The following is a 21,493-nucleotide window of genomic DNA, read 5'->3' on the forward strand; positions in this document are numbered from 1 at the left end:
CCACCGTGCCGGGCTTCGAACGTGTGAGGCCCGGCGACGCCCGCTGTTCTCTCGTGCGGGGTCACGGAGGCCGTTCTCCGCCCCGGGCCGTGGCTGCCCGGGCGGAGGAAATGGTGACCGTGAGCGCTGCGTCGGCCACAGCTGCCCCGGCGTCCTCGGTCTTCGCTCCCAAGGCACTCGTGAGCTGGCACCTCGATCGACCAGAACGGCGTGTGCCGCGACCACGACACACGGAGGAATCGGTGCGCACGGCTGCAGACCTCGTCCAACTCCACTGGCCCACCGGTCCGTCGCCGCAGGGGAAGCGTCATCGCGCTCACCTCCGTGGACAGCGACACGTCCGACCGACTTCCATAGTGAAACAGTCCGACGTCACGTGCATGCCGGCTCACGGCTGGGCCTGCTTTCCGGCATGCCGACCGACCAAGAGCCCCTTGGGTGGCCGTGACACCGGGTTCCGGCGCCGCCGTCTCAGCGGCGAATCAGTTCCAGGACCTCGTCCCGTACCCGGGTGAGTGTGTCCGTGTCCACCGCCTCCACGTTGAGGCGCAGCATCGGTTCGGTGTTGGAGGGGCGCAGGTTGAACCACCAGTCGGCGGCGGAGACGGTCAGGCCGTCGAGCTCGTCGCTGGTCACCCCGGTTCGGGCGGTGAAGGCGTCGCGTACGGCCCCGATGGTGGACTTCTGGTCCTGGACGGTGCTGTTGATCTCCCCCGACGCCGCGTAGCGCTGGTAGCGGCGCACCAGGCGGGACAAGGGTTCCTGCTGTGTGCCGAGCGTGGCGATCACGTGCAGGGCGGCCAGCATGCCGGTGTCGGCGTTCCAGAAGTCACGGAAGTAGTAGTGCGCCGAGTGCTCACCGCCGAACACTGCGCCCGTGCGCGTCATCTCGGCCTTGATGAAGGAGTGGCCCACCCGTGTACGGACCGGTGTTCCGCCGAGTTCGCGGACCACTTCGGGCACGGTCCGGGACGTGATCAGGTTGTGCAGGACGGTGCTCCCCGGGTGCGCGGCCAGCAGCCGGGCGGCGATCAGCGCGGTCACGGCGGAGGGGGCGACGGCCTCGCCGCGTTCGTCGACCACGAAGCAGCGGTCGGCGTCGCCGTCGAAGGCCAGGCCGAGGTCGGCCTCGCTCTCGCGTACCGCGCGCTGCAGGTCGACGATGTTGGCGGGGTCGAGCGGGTTGGCCTCGTGGTTGGGGAAGGTCCCGTCGAGTTCGAAGTACAGGGGGACGATCTCCACCGGCACGTCGCGGAAGACGGCGGGCACGGTCAGGCCGCTCATGCCGTTGCCGGCGTCCACCACGATCTTGAGCGGGCGGACGGTGCCGACGTCGACGAGGCCCAGCAGGTGAGCCGCGTAGTCGGCGAGCATGTCGCGCCGGGTGACGGAACCGGTCGTGCGGCCCGGGGACGGGAGGGGCTCGCCCGCCGCCCAGGACTCCACGAGCGTGCGGATGTCACGCAGGCCCGTGTCCTGGCCGATCGGTGCCGCACCGGCCCGGCACATCTTGATGCCGTTGTAGCGGGCGGGGTTGTGGCTGGCGGTGAACATCGCGCCGGCCCGGTCGAGGTGGCCGCTGGCGAAGTACAGCTCGTCCGTGGAGCACAGACCGATCTCGGTGACGTCGGCCCCCTGCCCGGCGGCACCCTGTGCGAAGGCTCGCGCCAGAGCGGGTGAGCTGGGGCGCATGTCGTGCCCGGTCACGATGGCGGTGGCGCCGGTCGTCTCGACGAATGCGGCGCCGAACATCCGGGCGAGGTCCTCGTCGAGCTGATCGGGGACGATGCCGCGGACGTCGTACGCCTTCACCAGTGCGGACAGGTCGACGCCTGGGCCCTTGTTCACTGTTGGTACTCCTTGTAGGTGATCCAGACCGCGGTGTCCTGGGGGACGGCGCGTCCTTCGAGCGGTGCGCTGGACAGCAGTACCTCGGCGTGATCGTCCAGGGGGACGGGCCGCGGTGCGAAGTTGACCAGGCAGTGCAACCCGGGCGCCCGTTCGAAGGCGAACCACTCGCCGTTCTCGGGGCCCTGGATCCGCAGTGCGGTGTCATGTGCGGGATGGGCGCGGCGCAGGCGCAGTGCTGCCCGGTACAGGGCGAGCATGGATCGATCGTCCTCGCGTTGTGCCGCGACGGTGAGTTGCGCCCAGTCGGCGGGCTGCGGGAACCAGCAGTTCTCCGCGGCGGCGTCGCTGAAGCCGTACGGAGGGCCGTTCCCCGCCCAGGGCAGCGGTACGCGGCAGCCGTCGCGCCCCCGTTGGAGGTGCTCGGAGCGTATCCACAGCGGGTCGCGGATCCGGTCGTCGGGGACGAGAGCCTGGGGCAGGCCCAGTTCCTCGCCCTGGTAGATGTACGCCGCGCCCGGCAGGCCCAGCATCAGCAGCGCCGCCGCGCGGGCGCGTCGTCCGCCGAGCCGGCCGCCCCCGTAGCGGCTGACCGGACGGATCGCGTCGTGGCTGGAGAGCACCCAGGTGACGGGAGCGCCCACGGCCTGCATGGCGCGTGCGGACTGCTCGACGACCTCCCGCATCGCGGGTCCGTCCCAAGGGCATTCCAGGAAGGCGAAGTTGAACGTCTGCTGCATCTCCCCCGGGGCGACGTAGCGGGCCAGGCGTTCACGGTCGAAGATGCCTGCCTCGGCCACCATCAGGCGCTCGGGCGGGGCCACCGCCCCGGCGGGGGCGGGATGCCGGTCCAGCAGGGCACGCCAGTCACGGAACAGCGGGTGCAGTTCCTCCTGGTCGTAGTAGGGCATCAGGTGGTTGCGGTGGACGTCCTGGTGCTGGCCGGGGCCGGCGTCGGGCAGGCCCTCGGCCTTGAACAGGGTGTGGGCGACATCGACGCGGAAGCCGTCGACACCGCGGTCCAGCCAGTGTTTGAGGATGCGCTCGAACTCGGCTACCACCTCGGTGTGGCGCCAGTCGAGGTCGGGCTGCTCCGGTGCGTGCAGGTGCAGGTACCACTGTCCGGGGCGGCCGTCCGCCTCGTCGATTCTGGTCCAGGCGGGGCCGCCGAACGCGGACTGCCAGTCGTTGGGAGGCAGTTCGCCCTTCTCGCCGCGGCCTTCGCGGAAGATGTAGCGCGCTCTGGCCGGGGAGCCGGGGCCGGCGGCGAGCGCGTCCTGGAACCAGGGATGCCGGTGGGAGGTGTGATTGGGTACGACGTCGACCAGGACCTTGATGCCCAGCGCGTGCGCCTTCGTCACCAGGGCGTCGAAGTCGGCGGGTGTCCCGAGGTCGGGCGCGACGCCGGTGTGGTCGCAGATGTCGTAGCCGCCGTCCGCCAGCGGCGAAGGGTAGAACGGGGTGATCCACACCGCGTCGACGCCCAGGTCCGCCAGGTGGTCCAGGCGGGCGGTGGCTCCGGGCAGGTCGCCGGTGCCGTCGCCGTCGCCGTCGGCGAAGGCACGCGGGTGGATCTCGTAGCAGACGGCCTCCCTCCACCACACGGGGTGGCCGTCGTCGAGGAGCAGGTCGGGCAGCGTCATCCGATGCCTCCGGCCGGGGCGGCGGTGAGGGCGACGGTCCGACCGCTGTGCGCGGACGTGGTGGCGGCCCGCGCCACGGCCACGGCCGTCAGCCCGGCGCGGGCGTCGGCCTGTGGTGTGCCGCCGTGTGCCGCGCAGTGCAGGAGGTCCGTCATGGCCGCTCGCACGCTCTCGGCGTACACGTGCGGTTTGCGGTCCTCGCCGCCCAGGTCGACGACGCAGTCGACCCGGTGCGGGACGCTGCGCGTGATCCCTCTGCCGCGGGCCGGCCGGGAGGAGCCGGCGCCGCGTGCCACGGACACCGTGACGCGTTCCTCGCCGTGCGGGCGCAGGCCGGGAACCGCGAGGAGTTCGCCGGCCCGTGCGGGCAGCGCCTCCCAGCGGGCCGCGCCCGCCTCGTCGGTCCACACGGTGAGCGTCGCGTACGTCGGGATCCAGCCGGTGACCCGGGCTTCGGCGAATCCGTAGTCCAGTCGCATCAACTGCCGCTCGGCGCGGTGCGCGTGGGTGAAGGAGTGGGTGTGGGTGGCGACGGCGCCGCCGGGATGGACGGCCGTGGCCACCACGATGTCCACCGGGCCGTCCGGGCGCCGCACCTCGGTTCCCTGGACTTGGAGCGGGCCACTGCCCATCAGGGCGTTCGCGGCGTCGAAGAAGTGCACACCGTGCTCGACGTGGATGCCGCCGCTGTGCCTCGGATCCCAGAACCAGTGGTCCGGGCCGAGGTCCTCGTCGGAGGCGTCGTTCTCGAAGGCGAACCGGCGCAGCGGGTCCAGCAGTTGTTCCTGCCCGAGCCGTTGGAGCAGCCGCAGGAGGGGGTTGTAGCGCAGCACGTGGTCGACGACGAACACCCCTGGCGAGGTGCGGCTCACCGCCTCGACGCGCGCGGCGTCCTCGACGGTGAGCGCCATCGGCTTCTCGCAGAAGAGGTGTTTGCCCGCCCGCAGGGCGGCCACCGCGCCGTCCGCGTGAGCGGCCGGCGGGGTGGCCAGGACGACCACGTCGACGTCGGGGAGGGCGGCTACGTCCTCCACCCGTGCGTGGGCGGTGGTGCCGTGGCGGGCCGCGAGTTCCTCGGCCCGGCCCCGGTCGGCGTCCGCGCACGCGATGACCCGGAGCGAGGGGATGTCGCGTATCGCGTCCAGCACGAACGAGCCGAAGGCGCCGCAGCCGACCAGTGCGACGCCGTGCCCTGCGGGGCTCGGGCTCACTGGGATCGGTCCAGGCGGGCCACGCCGATGTGCGCGTCGGCCATCCCGTAGAACACGTAGCGCACGCCGTCGATCTCCTCGATCGCGGTGGGGAAGACCACGTTGGGGACGGTGCCGGAGCGCTCCTCCTCGGTCTCCGGGGCCATGAGCGGTTCGGCGGTGCGGGCGATGACGCGGGCCGGGTCGGCGGGGTCGAGGATCATGGCGCCGGCCGCGTAGTTGACCGTCTGCACCTGCGCGAACGGGTCCTCGATCGTGCCGGACACGCCATGGTGGATGAGCAGCCAGCCTTCGTCGACCCGGATGGGGGCCGGACCGGCGCCGATCTTGAGGTCTTCCCAGGGGTGTTCCGACAGCGCGACCAGACGGTGGTGGCGCGGGCGGGTCAGGGCGCTCAGGTCCTGCTTCACCTCGTCGACGGGCACGTACGAGATCCAGATGCCGGGGCGCTCGTCGGTCACGCCGGCGGGCAGGTGCACACCCTCGCCCGGCCGGAACCAGCCGAGGTCCCACATCGGGCGGTGCAGCATGGCGTAGCAGAGCGCGCCGTCCGGGCCCGGCACGGGCTCGGGGAAGTGCACGACGTCCTTGTTGGGGAAGAGGTTGAGGTCGGTGTCCAGGTCCGCCTGGTAGGCGAACTGGATGGGGCCGAGGCGTTCCCAGTCGAGGAGGTCCTCGGAGACGGCGAGGGCGGGCTTGGGGCCGAGCGGTCCGTAGGCCACATATGACATGACGTACCGGCCCAGATCCTCGATCCAGGTGGTGCGGGGGTCCTCCACGCCGGCGTTGTTCTTGCCGCGCTCCCAGCCGGCGTCGGGTGCGAGCACCACGCCGCGGCGCTCCACTCCCGTGGGGACACCGTCCTCGAGGGTGACTTCGGCGAGACCGACGCGAGAGACGTTGCCCTCGGAGACCAGGCGCGGCAGCAGGTGCAGCGTGCCGTCGGGGGTGCGGCCGGAGGCCGGGTTGAGAACGCCCTCGGCCTCGTTGGCCTCGCCGGGCAGCGGGGACATCACGACGCCGACACGGGTGAGGGTGTATGGGACAGAGGGGGTGGTGCTGTGAGACACGGAGTTTCAGCCCTTCGTTGCTGAGTCGATGTCGGTGGAGGTGAAACGGCTCTGGAAGATGACGTAGAGGGCCACGGCCGGTGCGGCGAGCACGCACGCCCCGGCGAGGATGGCGCCGAAGGGGTTGGCGGAGGCGGAGGCGACGGTGCTGATGTAGTTCGCCAGGGAGACCGCCAGGGGTTGCATGTCCTGCTGCTTGGTGACGAGGAACGGCCAGAGGAATTCGTTCCAGGGCCCGGTGAAGCTGAGCAGCACGACCGACAGCAGGGCCGGCTTGCACAGCGGCAGCGCGATGCGGAAGAGGATCTGCAGCTCGCCGGCGCCGTCGAGGCGGGCCGCCTCGAACAGTGCGGGCGGCAGTTGCAGGAAGAACTGGCGGAAGATGAAGACGGCACTCGTGTTGATCGCGAAGGGCAGGATCATGCCGAGGTAGGAGTCGGCGAGACCGTAGTCGCGCACGATGAGCACGTACAGCGGGATCAGCAGCAGTTGGAAGGGCACGACCTGGACCAGCAGCACCAGGGCGAAGGTCGAGCCACGGCCGCGGAAGTGCAGCCGGGCCAGGGCGTAGCCCGCGAGCAGACCGAACACGGTGGTGCAGATGATGACCCCGCCGGTGAAGATGCCGGAGTTCACCAGGGAGCGTCCCAGAGAGATCGCCGAGTTGATCGCCGCGTAGTTCTGCAGGCTCAGGTTCGCCGGGTTCGGGAACGCGCCGGACGGGCTGGAGTCGGGCTCCTTCTGCAGGGAGCCGATGATCATGTAGTAGAAGGGGAAGAGGAAGGCGAACGCGCCGATGAGCAGGGCGATCCGTGATCCGATCGACCGCGGACGGGTTCGCGGGGTGTGCTGAGTGGGGTGCTGCTCGTCGATGGGACGAGGCGCTCTGTCGGCGGTCATCTCAGTCCCTCTCCACGAGCCGTCGGTACACGAGTGAGATCGCGGTGACCAGGATGACCAGGATCACGCCGATGGCCGCCGCCTCGTCCGGGTGTCCCTGCTGCAGTCCCCGTTGGTACATCAGCAGCACGGGCGAGGTGGTCGCGCCGTCGGGTCCGCCGCCGCTGGTCAGCAGGTAGGGCTCGGTGAACAGGTTGGCGCCGGTCACGGTGGCGAGGATCAGGACCAGGAGTGTGGCCGGGCGCACCGCCGGGACCGTGATGGAGCGGAAGGTGCGCAGGCGTCCGGCGCCGTCGAGGGCCGCCGACTCGTAGAGCTCCTGGGGCACGTTCTGCAGTGCCGACAGGTACAGCACCACGAAGAAGCCCAGTTGCTTCCAGGCCACGAAGACCGCCACGAGCGGCATGGCGAGGTGCGAGTTCACCAGCCAGGACGGATGCGGCGCCAGCGATCCCAGTGCGTTGTTGACCAGGCCGTCGGAGTTGAACAGGAACAACCACACACCGACGACCGCGACACTGGCGGTGACGTAGGGGATGTAGTACGCCGTGCGGAAGAACGACCGGAAGGGCAGCTTCTTGTTCAGCGCGCTCGCCAGGACAAGGGACGCGACCACGGTCAGTGGCACGTTGATGACCAGGAAGACGGCGATGTTGTAGAAGGAGCGCCACACCGCAGGGTCGGTCAGCACCGTCGTGTAGTTGTCCAGTCCCACGAAGGGCCGGTCGACCTGGACGCCGGGGGCCGCGAAGAAGTAGTCGTGGAAGGACATCCACACGGCGAAGCCGAGGGGATACACGAAGATCGCGGCGAGATAGAGCACGTACGGGGAGACGAAGAGCATGCCGATGGGCTGATGGCCGCCGAGCCGCAACCGCCACGGCTGCCTGGGCCCCGGCTTCCTGCTCCCGGTCCCGGCGGCGTGCCGGGACCCGTGAGTGTCAGAGGCAGTGGACATGGCGGGTGCTCACTGGCCTTCCGCGAGCTTGTCCACCTTGGCCGCGGCGCCCTTGAACGCGGAGTCGAGGTCACCCTTGCCGAAGATGACAGCCTTGGTGTACGCGTCGCGGAACGTCTGCCACACCTCGACGGAGTTGGGCACGTTGGGTGCCTCGACGGTGTGCTCGGCCTGCTGTGCGAAGACCTCGTACTCCTTGTGCGACGCGAAGTAGGCCGGGTAGGCAGCCGCCAGATCGGCGCGCATCGGCATCTGGCCGGTCGCTTCGAGCAGCTTGCCGTCCTGCTCCTTGCCGGTGGCGAACTTCATGACGTCCCAGGCCGTCCCGCGGTTCTTGCAGGAGGTGTACATGCCGATGGACTTCTCGTCGCTGAAGGTGCCCTTGCCGGGGGTGCCCTCGGCGGTGGGCACCGGCACGGCACCCCAGTTGACCTTGTCGCCGTAGACGGAGACCGCCCACGGACCCACGGTGGCCATGGCGGCCTTGCCCTCGGCGAAAGCGTCGCCGTTGTAGGTCTCCTTGGGCGCCAGGCCGTCGGCGTACATGGTCTTCCACATCTGGGCGGCCTTGATGCCATCGGGCGAAGCGAACTGCGCCTTGCCGTCCTCGACCAGTTGCTTGCCGGTCTGCGCCGCGAACATCGGGTAGTAGTCGAACCAGGACTGGTAGAACTCCGACGTCGGAGCCGGCCAGATCGCGGCCTTGGCGGCCTTGCTGTCGACGAGCTTGCGCGACGTCGCGAGGAAGTCCTTGTAGCTGGACAGCTTGGGGTGCTTCGGGTCGAGCCCGGCCTTCTTGAACAGGTCCTTGTTGTAGAAGATCATCACCGGGTTGCTCTTCCACGGCATCTGGTAGTACTTGCCGTCCGGCGACGCGTACTGGGAGAGCCTGTCGCCGACCCGCTCCTGCAGGTACTTCTTGCCGTCGGGGAACTCGTCGAGCGACACGAGGCCGCCCTGCTTCTGGAATCCGGGCACGGCGGCCGGAGCGGTGTTGAGGACCAGACACGGCGCGTTGCCGGCGGTGATCGCCGCTCCGATGACCTCCTCGGAGCTCTTGCCCGCGGGGATCTCCTGAGCGGTGACCTTCTCCTTGGGATGGGCGGCGTTCCAGTCCGCGACCATCTTCTTGCCCCACGCGACTTCCTGCGCGTTGTTGGAGTACCAGATCGTGATCGGACCGTGCGCGTCGTTCGAAGCGCTGGAGTCCGAACCGCCGCCGCCGCACGCGGAGAGGGCGAGGGCGGCCACGGGCAGCATGGCGAGGAGGGCCTTCTTCATTGGAGGTTCCGTTTCTAGCTGAATGAATCTTGCGGAGCGGGACAGCCGGTGCTCGACTGCCCCGTCCCGGGGGCAGAGAGAGTCCGGCCGAGCCGCTGGGTCATACGGCTTTGCGGTCCGGTACGGGTCCGGTGGAGCCACGCACCACCAGGGCGGCCGGCTCCAGTTCCATGTCGGCGGTGGTGCCGGTCTCGATCAGTTCCACCAATGCCTGTGCGGACGCCCGGCCCCAGGAGAACGGGTTCGCACGGCACGTGGTCAGCGGAGGGTTGGTGTAGGAGGCCAGCGGCACATCGTCGAAGCCGACCACCGAGAGGTCTTCGGGCAGCCGCAGTCCGCTGTCCTGGGCGACCGCCATGCCCGCCGTGGCGGACAAGTCGTTGCCATACACAATGGCCGTCGGCGGGGTGGGCTGGTCGAGGAGCATGCGGGTGGCCCGTGCTCCGCCCTCGGCGGTGAAGCCCCCGGGCAGGAGCGTCCCCTCTCGCAGGCCTGCTTCGGCGAGTGCGTCCGCCCAGGCCTGGCGGCGGCGCCGGGCGTGCACGAACTCGTCGGGTCCTGCGACGTAGGCGATGTCCCGGTGCCCCAGACCGACCAGGTGTCGCACGGCATCGCGTACGGCGGGGCGGTCGTCGAGGTTGATCGCCGGCAGTCCCGCGCCCGCCTCGACCGACCCGACCGCCACGGCCGGGAGGCCCAGCTCGGCCACCAGCGCCGGACGGGAGTCGTCGACGCGCAGGTCTGTGAGGAAAACACCGTCCACGCGCCGGTCGGACGAGAGCCTGCGATACGTGTCCACTTCGCTTCCGGGCCGGCTCATCTGCAGCATCAGACCGTTGCCGGTCTCGGAGATGACTGCCTCGATGCCCGCCATGAAGGCCGGATAGAAGGGATCGGTGCCGATGAGTTCGGGTTCGCGGGCGAGGACGAGGCCCACTGCGCGGGCGCGCCCGGTGGACAGTGCGCGTGCGCTGCGGCTCGGCGTCCATCCCAGTTCCCCGACCGCGGAGCGGACGCGCTCCTGCGTCTCCTGAGCCACGCCGGGACGATTGTTGAGGACGAACGAAACGGTCGCGCGGGACACTCCGGCCAACTTCGCCACATCGGCGATGGTCGGACGACGGGACATGTGCGTACCGCTTTCTTCAGACGGGACTGTCACCACGCGCTCCCCGAGCCGAACGGCCCGACACTCGTCGACCTCGACCGACGAGGTCTGTTGCAGGACCTCACGATGAGGCGGAACCTCATGGAAGGAGAGCGGCGCGCCGGCGTTTAAACCGGTTTGAATGGCTGCCCCGTAGCTTCGGCCCAGGAACCGCGAGAAGTCAATAGGTCGAGGGAAAGAATAGTGCTTGCGTCATTTGCCGCTTTTGCCCCTCGCGGACTTCACTTTGACCGGCCGGGCGACGGCAACATCGGTGTGAGTGGGGGTCCGACCTCGACAGTCGCCCTGCAGTCGAAGGCCGCACGATCCCAGTCCGTGCCTTTTGTCACACTTATGATGGCCCTGGATCGGGTGGCTGCTACGTCCGTCGACGCTCATCGGGCGTGGTGCCTCTCCCCCGCTGTTCAGCCTCGACAGCCCGGGCTTGAACGATAAAATCCATCCGTCCGGCATGCGGGGCGCCGATCTCCGTTCATGCACATACGTAGGGGTCGACCAGCGGGGGATGCACATGACGGCCGGTTCCCATGGCCCACGGCCGACTCCAGGGCCATCCGTGACCATCTCGGACGTCGCCGAGGCGGCAGGAGTGTCACGGCAGACGGTGTCCAACGTGCTCAACGCGCCCGACCGGGTCCGTGCCGAGACGCGGGAACGGGTCAATCGGGCCGTCTCCGACCTCGGTTACCACCCCAACCGGGCGGCACGCTCGCTCAGGGCCAGCTCTCCCCGCATGGTGGGGTGCAGGATCCTGCCGGTCCATGCGGAGACGGTGGCCTCCATCCAGGACCGCTTCCTTCACGCGCTCGCCGAGGCGGGCCAGGCATGCGACCACCACGTGCTGCTGTTCACGGCGCCCGATGCCGATGAGGAGACCGAGCGGTGCACGGCGCTGTGGCGCGCCGGGGCCGTGAGCGCGGTGGTGCTCTACGACGTCACTCCGCACGACCCGCGTCCACGGCAACTGGAGGCAGCCGGAGTCCCGTTCGCCGCGTTCGGGCGTACGGCGAGCGGTGCCGACGGCTACAGCTGGGCCGACGTCGACAACACGGCCGGGACGGCCTCGGCGGTCGATCACCTGGTTGCCGCCGGCCACCGGCGCATCGGATTCCTGGGCTGGCCCGAGGGCTCCAGTGTCGGCGACGCCCGGGCTCACGGCTGGCTGGCGGCCATGGACCGGCACGGCCTGCTCGCCGAAAGCCACCGGCTCGACGTGCGGGGCGACGACACCATGTCGGGTGGTACGCGGCTCATGGCGGAGCTCCTGGACCGGCCGGCGCCCCCGACCGCTGTCGTCGCGGCGACCGACACCCTCGGAGTCGGCGCGCTGCACGCGGTGCGCCACCACGGACTGCGCCCCGGCGAGGACGTCGCGGTGGTGGGATTCGACGACACCCCGGCCGCAGCGGCGATGGGACTGTCGAGTGTCCGTCAGCCGATAGAGGAGGTCGGCCGGTTGATCATGGCCGAGCTGCTGCGGCTCATCGGCCGGAGCGCGGACAAGGACGTCGACGGCGCCGCCGAGTCTCTGCACCGGCTGCTGGTTCCGGAGTTGGTCGTGCGCGCGAGCTCGGCTCCGCTGCGCCGCGCGCACGGCGGCTGATCCAGCCGCGCGCCTCTGCCTTTGCCCCTGCCCCTGCCCCTGCCCCTGCCCCTGCCCCTGCCCAACGGTTACCGGTCTGCCACTGGTGTGCGTGTAGTGAGCCTGACCTCTCCCCCGGCTGGGACGTGATGGAGCTGTCCCGCGGCCTCCACCGGGAGCGCTTCGCCCGCGTGCAGCCGTACCGTCGTGGCGTCGTGCCGGATGTCGATGTCGAAGACGCGGCCCCTCCAGCGCAGCCGTCGCAGAGCGATGCCGTCCAGCGGGTCGGGCAGGATCGGTGCGAGGACGATACGGTCCGCGCGCCAGCGCAGTCCCGAGTAGCCGTAAAGGAACTCCTGCAGGAAGCCGCCATGACCGGTGAGGAAGGTGAAGGCTCCCCCGGTGCGGGTCTCGGCGAACTGCTCGAAGGGCGGCCGGAGGAAGGGCTCGACGCTGCGCCGGGTGTGCTCGAACGCGGCCTTGGCGTCGCCGAGTTCGGCGTAGACGACGGAGTGCACCGAGTCGGTCATCGACGGGCCGTCCTCGTGCGTACGGGGCACGTAGTACTCGAGGTCGGCCCGGGAGACCTCAGCGGGCTGCGGGTTCTCCCACGGGTAGGCGAGCATCACCACGTCGGCCTGTTTGATCTGTTGGCCTTCGTATCCGGTGAACTCCGGGTGGATGCCGAGGGCTTGATCGAACGGGACGACAATCCGGTCCGCGACGTCCGTCCAGCGCGGATCGGCCGGCTGCCCCGACGCCTCTGCGGCCCGGGCGGCGAAGCGAAGTGCGGCCCGGGCGGCGACGTTCGTGTAGACGGAGTCGTCGTGCGGCCCCTCCGCGTACTCGTCCGGCGGAATCACCCCGTTGATGTGACAGCGGCCCTCGGCGTCGGCGGTGACCCGGCTCGTCCAGAAGTCCGCGACCGCGCTCAGCACGGGCAGCCCCGACGTACGCAGCCATCGCTCGTCGCCGGTGACCAGCCAGTGCTGCCAGAAGGCCAGCGCGACATCGGAGCTGACGTGTTGTTCCAGACGGCCGCACGGAGCCCACACCGGGGTGTCCTCGTCGCCCGTGAGACCGCTCTCCCAGGGGAAGCGGGCGCCCCGGTATCCGCCGTCGGCGGCATAGGCGCGGGCCGCGTCGAGCCGCCGGACCCGGTAGTCGAGGACGCTCTCGGCGATCTGCGGGTGCTGGGCCAGGAGGCTGGGCAGCATCCAGGTCTCGGTGTCCCAGAAGACATGGCCGTTGTAACTGTCGCTGGAGAGCCCGGCGGGTGAGAGCGACCACGGCGAGTCCTCGCGCACGCTGGTCAGGAGGTAGAACTTCGAGGCCCGCACCTGGCGTTGCAGGCGTGCGTCGCCGCGGACGACGATGTCGCCCTGCCACTCCCGTGCCCAGGCCCGGTGGTTGTCGTCGGCGAGCCTGCCGTATCCCTCGAGGGCGGCCGCGTCGGCGTGGGCTCGGGCGGCGGCATACGGGTCGTCGGCGTCGTGCGAGGTCACGACGGACACGTACTTGGTGAAGGTGTGGGGGTGACCCGGCAGCGCTCGCACCGTGACCGTCTGCGCGGCCGTCTCCTCCCCCGATGGACACGACGGCTCGGCGCCCTCGGCGTCGAGAACGGAGACGGTCGCGGCCGCGATGCCGCTTCCCTCGGCCTCCGTGACGGTCCAGATCCGTCCCGCGCCGGCCCCCTGCCGGACCGGCGTCGCTCGGGAAGCCGCCCGGTCGTCGAGGGTGTCGACGACGACGAGCGTCCCCTCGAAGTGCGGGGTGACCGTCACGGTCACGGCGGCCACGTGCGGTCGGGACCGGTCGGTGAGCACTTGGTAGCGCACGTCGGTGGCCCGGCCCGCCGGCGAGGTCCAGCGGGCCTCCGTGGTGATCACTCCCGTACGCAGGTCGAGGGACTGCCGATACCGCTCGATGCCGCGAGCGGCTCCGGCTTCCGGGCGTGTCACTGCTGCCCAGTCGCCTCCGACGAGTTCCTCCGCCGTTGCGCGTACGGAGCTGAAGGCGTCGTTGAACGAGCCGCTGCCGTCGCTCACGTCGAGCGTCGTCCAGGCAGGCAGGGACGCCTTGCGGGACCATCCGCCGCGGCGGCCGGTGTAGAAGCCGGCGACATGGAACTGGGTGCTCACGGGAGCGTCGGCGAAGCCGTTGCCGGCTGCCGGCACACGCGCGGCCAGCCGGCCGTTGCCGGTGAAGGCGGGGTGGTAGTCGGTCAGCGGATCGTCGGTGCTCAGCACCCACTCGTCCGAGGCGGCGGACACCCCGCCGGCCGGGGCGCTTGCTCGGGCCGGCTCTCCCGCCGTGTGGGCGTCCACTATTTCAGTCCTCCTGCCGTGAGACCGTCCACGATCCGCCGCTGGAAGAACAACACGGCGACGACGAGCGGCAGGGTCACCACGACGCCGGCCGCCATCTGTGTGCCGAACGGCTGGTCGTACCTGTACTGGCCGGTGAAGAGCGACACGATCACGTTCGCGGTCATCATGTGACGGTCGTTCACCACACTGACCGCGATGAGGAATTCGTTCCAGGCGCAGATGAAGACGAGGATCGCCGTGGTGAAGACGCCCGGTGCGGCGAGCGGGAGCACGACCTTGCGGAACGCCTGCGCGGGTGTGCACCCGTCGACCTGGGCGGCCTTCTCGAGCTCCGCGGGCATCTGGCGGAAGAACGCGGTGAGGTTCCAGACGGCCAGCGGCAGGGCGAAGCTCATGCTCGGGACGATCATCGCCTGGTAGGTGTTGATCCAGCCCGCGTCCGTGAAGAGGTCGAGCAGCGGCACCACCAGGATGATCGGCGGGAACATCGAGGCCGCGATGATCAGCGTCAGGATCAGTGTCTTGCCGCGGAACCGCAGCCGTGCCAGCGCGTATCCGGCGAAGATGGCGACGACCAGTGTGACGGCGGTGGTGACACCGGCCACGACAAGGCTGTTGACCAGGGCCCGGCCGAATCCGTTGCGCGCGTCGAAGGCCGCGGAGTAGTTGTCGAAGGAGACCGGCGCGGGCAGCGGCGCGTTGGAGAACTGGTCGGCCGGTCTGCGCAGGCTGGAGACGACCATCCAGTAGAAGGGCGCGAGGCAGTAGGCCACGACCGCCGCGATACCGAGGCGGCGGGCCCAGGCGGTGCCGCGCCCGGCGCGCTTCGTGCCACGCCGTACGGAGGTGACCCGTCGAAGCCTGAAGGTCGTCGTACTCATGTCTCACTCCCGGTGCCCCGGCCGATCAGATCGGCTCCGAACAGCTTCACGAACGCCAGGGCGACCACGGCGACGTACGCGAACAGGACGGTCGCGTACGCGGCCGCGGTCCCGAAGCGCAGATTGGTCATCTCCTCGAAGGCGATCATCGAGAGTGTTTCGACCGAGTCCTTTCGCGGCCCCACCAGGACGTACGGCAGGTCGAACATGCGCAGGACGTCCAGGAGGCGGAAGAGGACAGCGACCACGAGGGCGGGGCGGACCAGGGGCAGGGTGATCCGCCAGAACACACGCCATGGAGAAGCGCCGTCGACGCGGGCCGCCTCGTACAACTCGCCGGGGATGATCTGCAGTCCGGCGAGGACGAGCAGCCCGATGAACGGCGCGGTCTTCCAGGTGTCGGCGATGACCACGGAGAGCCAGGCCTGGAATCCGTCGCTGCTCCACAGCACTTGGGTGCCGAGAATCTCGTTGGCGACCCCTTGGCTGTTGAAGATCCACTTCCAGAGCATGCCGGAGATCGCGGTGGGGATGGCCCAGGGCACGAGGACGGCGGCCCGGACGAAGGCCCGGCCGCGGAAGGCCCGGTGCATCACCAGGGCCATGGAGACACCGAGCAGGACCTCGAGGGCGACCGAGGCCAGGGCGAACGACGTGGTGTTCCACCAGGGCCTCAGCAGCCGGTCGTCGGAGAAGACGGACGTGTAGTTCTCGGCGCCGTAGGAAGTGGCGGTCACCCTGAAACCGGTGTGCGGGTCGATGGACTCGCTGGACACCTGGAAGGACAGCCGCAGGGCCGCCACCACGGGGTATCCGATGACCAGGACGAGGACCAGCAACGTCGGTGAGAGCAGGGCCGCGGCCAGACCGGCCGTCCCGGCCCGGCGCGACGAGCGCACGGGCCGGGAGGCCGCGGTCTTGCGAACGGGCGTCGGTGTCGTGACGGACACGTGGGCGGCCCGTCTACTTCGCAGCGATGGCGGCGGAGAGATTCTTCTGCATGTCGGCCAAGGCCTCGTCGACCGACTTGGAGCCGCTCAGTGCGGCCGCGGCACTCTCCTGGATGGCGGCCGTGGCATCGCCGTAGTGCACGACCACGGGCCGGGGCGTCGCCGTGTCCAGCGACTCCTTGAGTGTGGCCAGGTACGGGAACTGCTTGCGCAGCGCCGGGTCGTCGTAGAGGCCGGTGTAAGGCGGGGCCGCCGAGGTGACCTTGAGGTTGGTCCTGGCGTTGGCCTCACTGGAGAAGAATTTGATGAAGTCGAGAGCGGTCGCCTTGTTCTTGGCGAACTTGCTGATGGCCAGGTCGAGTCCGCCGAGACTGGACTTGCCGGGGCCGTCGAGGCCGGGCAGCGCGGCGACGCCGAACTTCCCCGCCACCTTGCTCGACCCGTCCTTGGCGTTCGCGAGAGCCCACTGGTAGGGCCACTGCCGGTGGAAGAGGAGCTTGCCCGCCTGGAAGGCTCGGCGGCCGTCCTCCTCCTTGTAGGTGGAGGCCTGCTTGGCAATGGTGCCGTCCTTGAACCCGTCGGCGAGGAACCGCAGACCCTTCTTCGCGGCCTCGGTGTCGACGGTGGCCTTGCCCTTGTCGTCGACGACGCTGCCGCCGGCGGAGGCCACGGCCTCGGCGAAGTTGACGGTCAGCCCCTCGTACTTGTCGAACTGCCCGGCGTAGCAGTCGACGCCCTTGCCTTCAGGGAGCTTTTGCACCTTCACGCAGTCCTGCTTCAACTCGGCCCAGGTGGTGGGTGGTTGGGCACCGATCCGGTCGAGAAGGTCCTTGCGGTAGAAGAGCAGACCCGCGTTGGTGTTGAAGGGGACGGCGTACTGCTTGCCGAAGTACTCGCCGGTCTTCACGACGGCGGGGATCATCCTGTCGAGCGGGAACTCCTTGGCGGGGAGCTCGTCGATCCACTGGTTGGCCGCGAACTCGGCGACCCAGATCGGGTCGAGGTTGAGCACGCTGTAGGTGTCGGACTTGGTCTGAGCGTTCTGGATGAACTGCTGGCGCTGCTGATCGGCGCTCTCGGGGAGCTCGACGAGAGTGACCTTCTGATCGGGGTGCTGCTTGTTCCAGCGTTCGAGCTGGCCCTGCAACGTGCCCGTGGTGTCCTTGCCGGTGGCCAAGGCGATCGGGCCGCGGTCCTGCGACTTCTCCGGCCCTCCGGAGTCCGTGTCGGAGGAGCCCGAGCCACCGCATCCGCTGAGCACCGAGGCGCACATCAGCGCCGCCACCACCGCGGCTGCCCGCCGCACCGGCCTCACGCCCGGGGGCTTCGGCCGGCCCAGTCCCGCGCCAACGGCTATCCGCGAAGACCCCACGGTGTCCTCCTCGTTGCTCACCGGCGGATGCAGATGCTGCGTCGACCGGTTCATGGCAGCGGCCCTGCCAACGGCTGAATTTGATCGTTCAAGATGCCGTCGATGCGTCCTCCCGTCAACCCCTGCGGCATCCACTGTGCTCGTTGTCTTCTCGCAGCCCTCACCAGGGAGTTGGTGCCACAGTCGGCCGGGACGACTGTCTCCGGATGGAGACATTTGATCGTTCATATTCGAGAAGGCGCCTGTGCGGCTCCCACCCCGGAAGGCGGGACACCTCACGTCGTGTTCGCTCTCACTCGGTCCAGGGGAAGCGACTACCGGCCCAGCGCGGGGTGTTGTCTGCGGTACTCACGCGGGCCGACTCCCTTCCACCGGCGAAACGCCTGGGAGAAGCTGGAGACCTCGACGTAGCCCAGCCTCCGCGCGATCTGTTCGACCGGAAGGCCGGCAGTGATCAGGAGTTCCTCGGCCATGTGCTCCCGGACCTCCGAGAGCAGCGCACGGTGGGACGTGTCTTCCGCGGCGAGCCGGTGCCGCAGCGTTCTGCTGCCGAGGTGGAGCAGGTCGGCCACCTCGTCCGCGTCCGGAGGATCGGACAGCCGGGCGACGAGAACATCCCTGACGCGGCCCGCCAAACCGGTCCGGGCCCGTCTCCGGGCCAGCAACTCCCGGCACTGCACGAGGGCGAGGGCGGCAGTGTGCTCGTTGGCCTGGGGCAGCGGGAGGTCCAGGAGACCCGGGTCGAGCCCTATGACGGTTTGCTGGGCGTCGAAGGCAGGGGCGACTCCGAAGACTCCGCTGCAGAGGCCGACGCCGTCCGCCGGGGGCGGGAAGGCGAAGTCCACTCGTCGGAACGGAACGGGTGAGGCGAAGAGTTCTCGCTGGATCGTCATGATCCCCGCGGCGTCGCGCTCGACGAAGAACCGCCGTGCGGAGGGCGGGACGTCGGGTGCGTCCAGTACGAGTTCTACGTTGCCCGCTTCTTCGCGCCGCTTGATGTTCCCCAGGGAGAACGACAGGTCGACGAAGCGGAGCGCCCAGGGATGCCGGAACGAGCAACTCTCAGGCCTCACAGTACCGGCGCAACCGTCCTCGTCAGCCCCACCCCATCCATCACTTTGTGTTATCGAAGGCGGCGCGCGCATTGCCGGATCGAGTAGCTCTTCGGCCGCTGAGGACCGGTTCCGGCGCGGCAGTCCTTCCCAAGGTGGACGGCGCGAAGGGAGCTACCGGATGGAACCGGGCAGGACCAGCTACTGCAGGAATCAGCAGGTCAACAGCGTGGCGATTGATCTGCCGGAGCGTCTCCCCGGCGAGTTCACGGTGCTGTTCACGACGCAGCCCGTGCCGACGGTGGCAGAGCGGACCGGTGAGTCCACGGCGTCGCTCCTCACGCTGTGCAACAGAGCGCTGTGGCAACCCTTGGACGGCGCTACGGCTTCGAGCAGGCTGCCGTACCGGCACGAGCTTCCCCTTCTTCTCGCACACCCCCGTCCGATGAAGCCGGCGACGCCGCGGGCGGCGGGCGACAACCTGCGGTCGGGCATGCCCACGCGCCCCTCGGCGAGGCCCTCAAGGGGGCCGGGCACGGACTCGCGGGCCACAGGGTCAACAGGTGAAGCCCCTTGGCCGCTCCCGCCTTCCACCGCCACCCTGCCTGATCGTGGTCAGGCCACACGAAAGAGCATCACCATGAACAAGGCCCCGGCCTCCACCCTGTAAACGCGACCAGCGGGCCTGGCGCGAGCTGCAGCAGTTCCTGCCCGAACGGCTCCGCCTGACCCGGACCACCGCGCCCGCCGAGGAGTTCTGGCGCTGGCAGGGCCACCGCGTCCACCTCGACCGCTACCCGAACCCCACCGCCAAGGCCAAGGTCGTCCTGCACCACGGCGTGGGCACCAATGGACGCCAGATGTCGCTCATCCTCGGCGCCCCGCTCGCCCGGCGCGGTTTTCGAGACCGTCGCCCTCGACAACCTCGGCTACGGCCTCACCCAGGTCCGCCGTGGCGCCACCCCCAGCTATGACGACTGGGTCGATCTCGTCGTCGACTACCTCGCCCACGAGCGGTCTCGCGACGACCGCCCGATCGTGCTCTACGGGCTGAGCGCCGGCGGCATGCTCGCCTACGACGTCGCGACAAAGGCGCCTCGCGGGACGCTGCGCGGCATCGTCGGCATGACCTTCCCGGACCAGCGCGATCAGCGGGTCCGCGACGAGACATCCCACGACACCCCTTTCCTGTCCCGCATCACGCGGGTACCGGTCAGCACCGTCATGCTCGACGGCGCGGGCCACTACCCCCTCGAAGAGCCCGGCCTGACACAGATGCAGGACGTCATCGCCGACTTCGTCACCCGGCGCACTTCCTGAACATGCCCTCTCAAGAACGGCCCTCGGGTCTCCGTCGCGGTCGCCGCCGCGAGCTCCGAGGGCCGGCCGAGGGTGGCGCAGACTCCGGCGGCTGCTCAGCGAGCCTCTCGCTGCTCCCCGGTGTCCGCTTGTGCACCCGCCACGGGCAACGCCTGCAGCACCAGGATCGAGAGGTCGTCCTCGACAGGGCTGGGGCCGAAACAATGCGCTGTCTGACGGATACGCTCGGCCACGGCTTTCGCACCCAGCCCGGTGCATTCGCGGAGCACCGCGGACAGGCCGTCGCCGTCATCCAGCTGCCGGTTCCCCCTTCGGCGCTCCGTGACGCCGTCGGTCACGCACAGCAACGTCTCACCTGGCGCGAGGCTGAAGGAGCGGGACTTGAAATCAGCGCCGTTGTCGATGCCGAGCAGCATCTTGGGTTCCGCCGCGGCCACGACCGATCCATCGGTCAAGAGGCGCAGGGGCAACGGGTGTCCCGCACTGGCGATCGTGCAGAGGGGGCCGTCGCCGCCCGGGCCGAGCTGCAGCTCCCCGTACAGCATGCTGAAGAACCGCCGGCGGGCCTGTTCGCCGCCGGTCGCGACGGCTCCCGCGCTCTCCTCCACCATGGCGGTGTTCAGCCTCCGGAGCACCGACTCGACGCCGTGGCCCTCGCGCGCCAGCAGTCTGACCAGGTACCTCGCGAGTCCGGTGACGGACATCGCCTCCGCATCCTTGCCCTGTACGTCGCCGAGCAGGAAACCCCAACGGCCCTCGCCCATCGGGAACAGGTCGTAGAAGTCGCCACCGACCGTCTGGCCCTCGCCGTGCGGCTCGTAGACGATGGCCGTTTCGACGCCCGGAATGCTGGCCAGGAACTCGGGCAGCTGGTTGCGCTGAAGAGCCCGGCTGATCGTCTTCTGCCGGGTGTAGCGGCGGGCGGTGATCAACGACTGCGCGATACGCCGCGCCACGTCCTGCACCACGTTCTCCAGACTGCCGGTCATGCGGAGCTGCCCGGACTTGCCCAGGAGGAGAACGCCCTGGCAGGCGCCGTCCGCGACCAGGGGAAACGCGAGCGCCGAGCCCCGCGTACCCGCGTCCCCGGCGGTCTCCGGCCAGGGCCAAGGGATGCTCGCCCTGCTCAGAACGGTGGGCGGCCGTTCTCTCTCCAGCTCGTGGCGCAGCGCGTCGATGCGCCATTCCTCGGCGTGCCAGACCTGGGACAGGCGCAGACGGCCGCCTTCCGCGGCCAGCCATACGCCGCACCAGTCGGCGAGCCTGGGCACGAGCAGTTGTCCCGCGAGTGCGGCGACCAGGTCCTCGTCGAGCTGGCCCGCGAGAAGTTCGCTTCCCTCGGCGAGGAAGGTGGGACCCGCGGGGTCGGGCCATTCGGCAATGAGCCCGTCACCGCCGCCGACCGATGCCGATGCGCCTGTCCCGGAGTCCCCCTGGACGCGCCGCGGGCACGCCGTGGGCTCGGGTGCCCCGCGCCGCTCCTGCCCCGCGGCCTCCAGGCGGAACCACACCGACTTCTTGTCCTGGCCGTAGGTCACGCCCCATGACGTGGCCAGCGCGCCCACGATCCGCAGCCCGAGGCCCCGCGGGCCGGGCAGGTCCTCGTGGGCGCGCAGTGCCCGTGTGGGGTGTCGGTCGGCCACCTCGATGATCACGGCGACGGGGGCGTCCTTGTCGTCCGCGGGTGCCGAGGCACCGGTCTCCTCCCGCGCGCCCGAACGGCTCCCGCCCCCTTCCATCGAGCAAATGACGTCGAAGTCCGTACCGGCGTGCATGACGGCGTTGGTGGCGAGTTCGCTGACGAGCAGCTCGGCATCCCCTCTGACCTCGTCGAACTCGTCCGCGACTGCCTGGGACCCGGTACCGACCACGGCGGCCTGCTCAGCGAGGGTGGCGTGCACGAACGCGCGCGCCTCGGAGGCCG

At 69.8% G+C, this 21,493-nt stretch carries 16 protein-coding genes; 2 read left to right on the forward strand and 14 right to left on the reverse strand.

The features are described from left to right. Nucleotides 1-471: 471 nt before the first annotated feature. From ACZ4IF_RS13905 to ACZ4IF_RS13940, 8 genes are all read right to left on the reverse strand, one after another. A complete protein-coding gene (locus tag ACZ4IF_RS13905; RefSeq protein ID WP_467562484.1) occupies nucleotides 472-1,848 on the reverse strand; it encodes a phosphomannomutase/phosphoglucomutase in 1,377 nt (458 codons plus the stop codon). Next, nucleotides 1,845-3,491, reverse strand: coding sequence for a glycoside hydrolase family 13 protein (locus ACZ4IF_RS13910; RefSeq protein ID WP_467562486.1), 1,647 nt, complete (start codon nucleotides 3,489-3,491; stop codon nucleotides 1,845-1,847). Before ACZ4IF_RS13910 ends, ACZ4IF_RS13905 begins: the two co-directional genes overlap by 4 nt. Further along, on the reverse strand, nucleotides 3,488-4,702 hold the full coding sequence (locus ACZ4IF_RS13915) for a Gfo/Idh/MocA family protein (protein ID WP_467562488.1): 1,215 nt from the start codon (nucleotides 4,700-4,702) through the stop codon (nucleotides 3,488-3,490). Before ACZ4IF_RS13915 ends, ACZ4IF_RS13910 begins: the two co-directional genes overlap by 4 nt. Next, complete coding sequence (locus ACZ4IF_RS13920; protein WP_467563033.1) at nucleotides 4,699-5,715, reverse strand: glycoside hydrolase family 130 protein; 1,017 nt, start codon at nucleotides 5,713-5,715, stop codon at nucleotides 4,699-4,701. The genes ACZ4IF_RS13915 and ACZ4IF_RS13920 overlap by 4 nt, the downstream gene beginning before the upstream one ends. A gap of 63 nt (nucleotides 5,716-5,778) precedes the next feature. Next, nucleotides 5,779-6,672, reverse strand: coding sequence for a carbohydrate ABC transporter permease (locus ACZ4IF_RS13925; RefSeq protein ID WP_467562490.1), 894 nt, complete (start codon nucleotides 6,670-6,672; stop codon nucleotides 5,779-5,781). A gap of 1 nt (nucleotide 6,673) precedes the next feature. Next, a complete protein-coding gene (locus tag ACZ4IF_RS13930; protein ID WP_467562492.1) occupies nucleotides 6,674-7,630 on the reverse strand; it encodes a carbohydrate ABC transporter permease in 957 nt (318 codons plus the stop codon). Nucleotides 7,631-7,639: 9 nt separating this feature from the next. Further along, nucleotides 7,640-8,911 carry an extracellular solute-binding protein gene (locus ACZ4IF_RS13935; RefSeq protein ID WP_467562493.1) on the reverse strand — a complete coding sequence of 424 codons (1,272 nt, stop codon included), beginning with the start codon at nucleotides 8,909-8,911 and terminating at the stop codon, nucleotides 7,640-7,642. A gap of 100 nt (nucleotides 8,912-9,011) precedes the next feature. Further along, a complete protein-coding gene (locus ACZ4IF_RS13940) occupies nucleotides 9,012-10,040 on the reverse strand; it encodes a LacI family DNA-binding transcriptional regulator (RefSeq protein WP_467562495.1) in 1,029 nt (342 codons plus the stop codon). 595 nt (nucleotides 10,041-10,635) lie between these two features. Here ACZ4IF_RS13940 and ACZ4IF_RS13945 point away from each other — a divergent pair. Next, nucleotides 10,636-11,682: a LacI family DNA-binding transcriptional regulator gene (locus ACZ4IF_RS13945; RefSeq protein WP_467562497.1), complete on the forward strand. Its 1,047-nt coding sequence runs from the start codon at nucleotides 10,636-10,638 to the stop codon at nucleotides 11,680-11,682. Nucleotides 11,683-11,750: 68 nt separating this feature from the next. On the opposite strand, the gene ACZ4IF_RS13950 is transcribed toward ACZ4IF_RS13945, so the two are convergent. The 5 genes from ACZ4IF_RS13950 to ACZ4IF_RS13970 all read right to left on the reverse strand — a co-directional run bounded on the left by ACZ4IF_RS13950 (nucleotide 11,751) and on the right by ACZ4IF_RS13970 (nucleotide 18,270). Continuing rightward, nucleotides 11,751-13,991 (reverse strand): glycosyl hydrolase family 65 domain-containing protein, encoded by a 2,241-nt coding sequence (locus tag ACZ4IF_RS13950; protein WP_467562499.1) that lies wholly within the window; start codon nucleotides 13,989-13,991, stop codon nucleotides 11,751-11,753. Next, nucleotides 13,991-14,875, reverse strand: coding sequence for a carbohydrate ABC transporter permease (locus ACZ4IF_RS13955; RefSeq protein ID WP_467562501.1), 885 nt, complete (start codon nucleotides 14,873-14,875; stop codon nucleotides 13,991-13,993). The genes ACZ4IF_RS13950 and ACZ4IF_RS13955 overlap by 1 nt, the downstream gene beginning before the upstream one ends. Continuing rightward, nucleotides 14,872-15,825, reverse strand: a complete 954-nt coding sequence (locus tag ACZ4IF_RS13960; protein WP_467562503.1) for a carbohydrate ABC transporter permease — start codon at nucleotides 15,823-15,825, stop codon at nucleotides 14,872-14,874. The genes ACZ4IF_RS13955 and ACZ4IF_RS13960 overlap by 4 nt, the downstream gene beginning before the upstream one ends. A 13-nt stretch (nucleotides 15,826-15,838) precedes the next feature. After that, nucleotides 15,839-17,251, reverse strand: coding sequence for an ABC transporter substrate-binding protein (locus ACZ4IF_RS13965; RefSeq protein ID WP_467562505.1), 1,413 nt, complete (start codon nucleotides 17,249-17,251; stop codon nucleotides 15,839-15,841). Between the two features lie 260 nt (nucleotides 17,252-17,511). Beyond that, a complete protein-coding gene (locus ACZ4IF_RS13970) occupies nucleotides 17,512-18,270 on the reverse strand; it encodes a helix-turn-helix transcriptional regulator (protein ID WP_467562507.1) in 759 nt (252 codons plus the stop codon). Nucleotides 18,271-19,098: 828 nt separating this feature from the next. Here ACZ4IF_RS13970 and ACZ4IF_RS13975 point away from each other — a divergent pair. Beyond that, complete coding sequence (locus ACZ4IF_RS13975; protein WP_467562509.1) at nucleotides 19,099-19,569, forward strand: alpha/beta hydrolase; 471 nt, start codon at nucleotides 19,099-19,101, stop codon at nucleotides 19,567-19,569. 95 nt (nucleotides 19,570-19,664) lie between these two features. Here ACZ4IF_RS13975 and ACZ4IF_RS13980 read toward each other — a convergent pair whose 3' ends face one another. Next, complete coding sequence (locus ACZ4IF_RS13980; protein WP_467562511.1) at nucleotides 19,665-21,470, reverse strand: SpoIIE family protein phosphatase; 1,806 nt, start codon at nucleotides 21,468-21,470, stop codon at nucleotides 19,665-19,667. Nucleotides 21,471-21,493: the final 23 nt, after the last annotated feature.

The sequence above is a fragment of the Streptomyces sp. NPDC025784 genome, assembly GCF_055558435.1.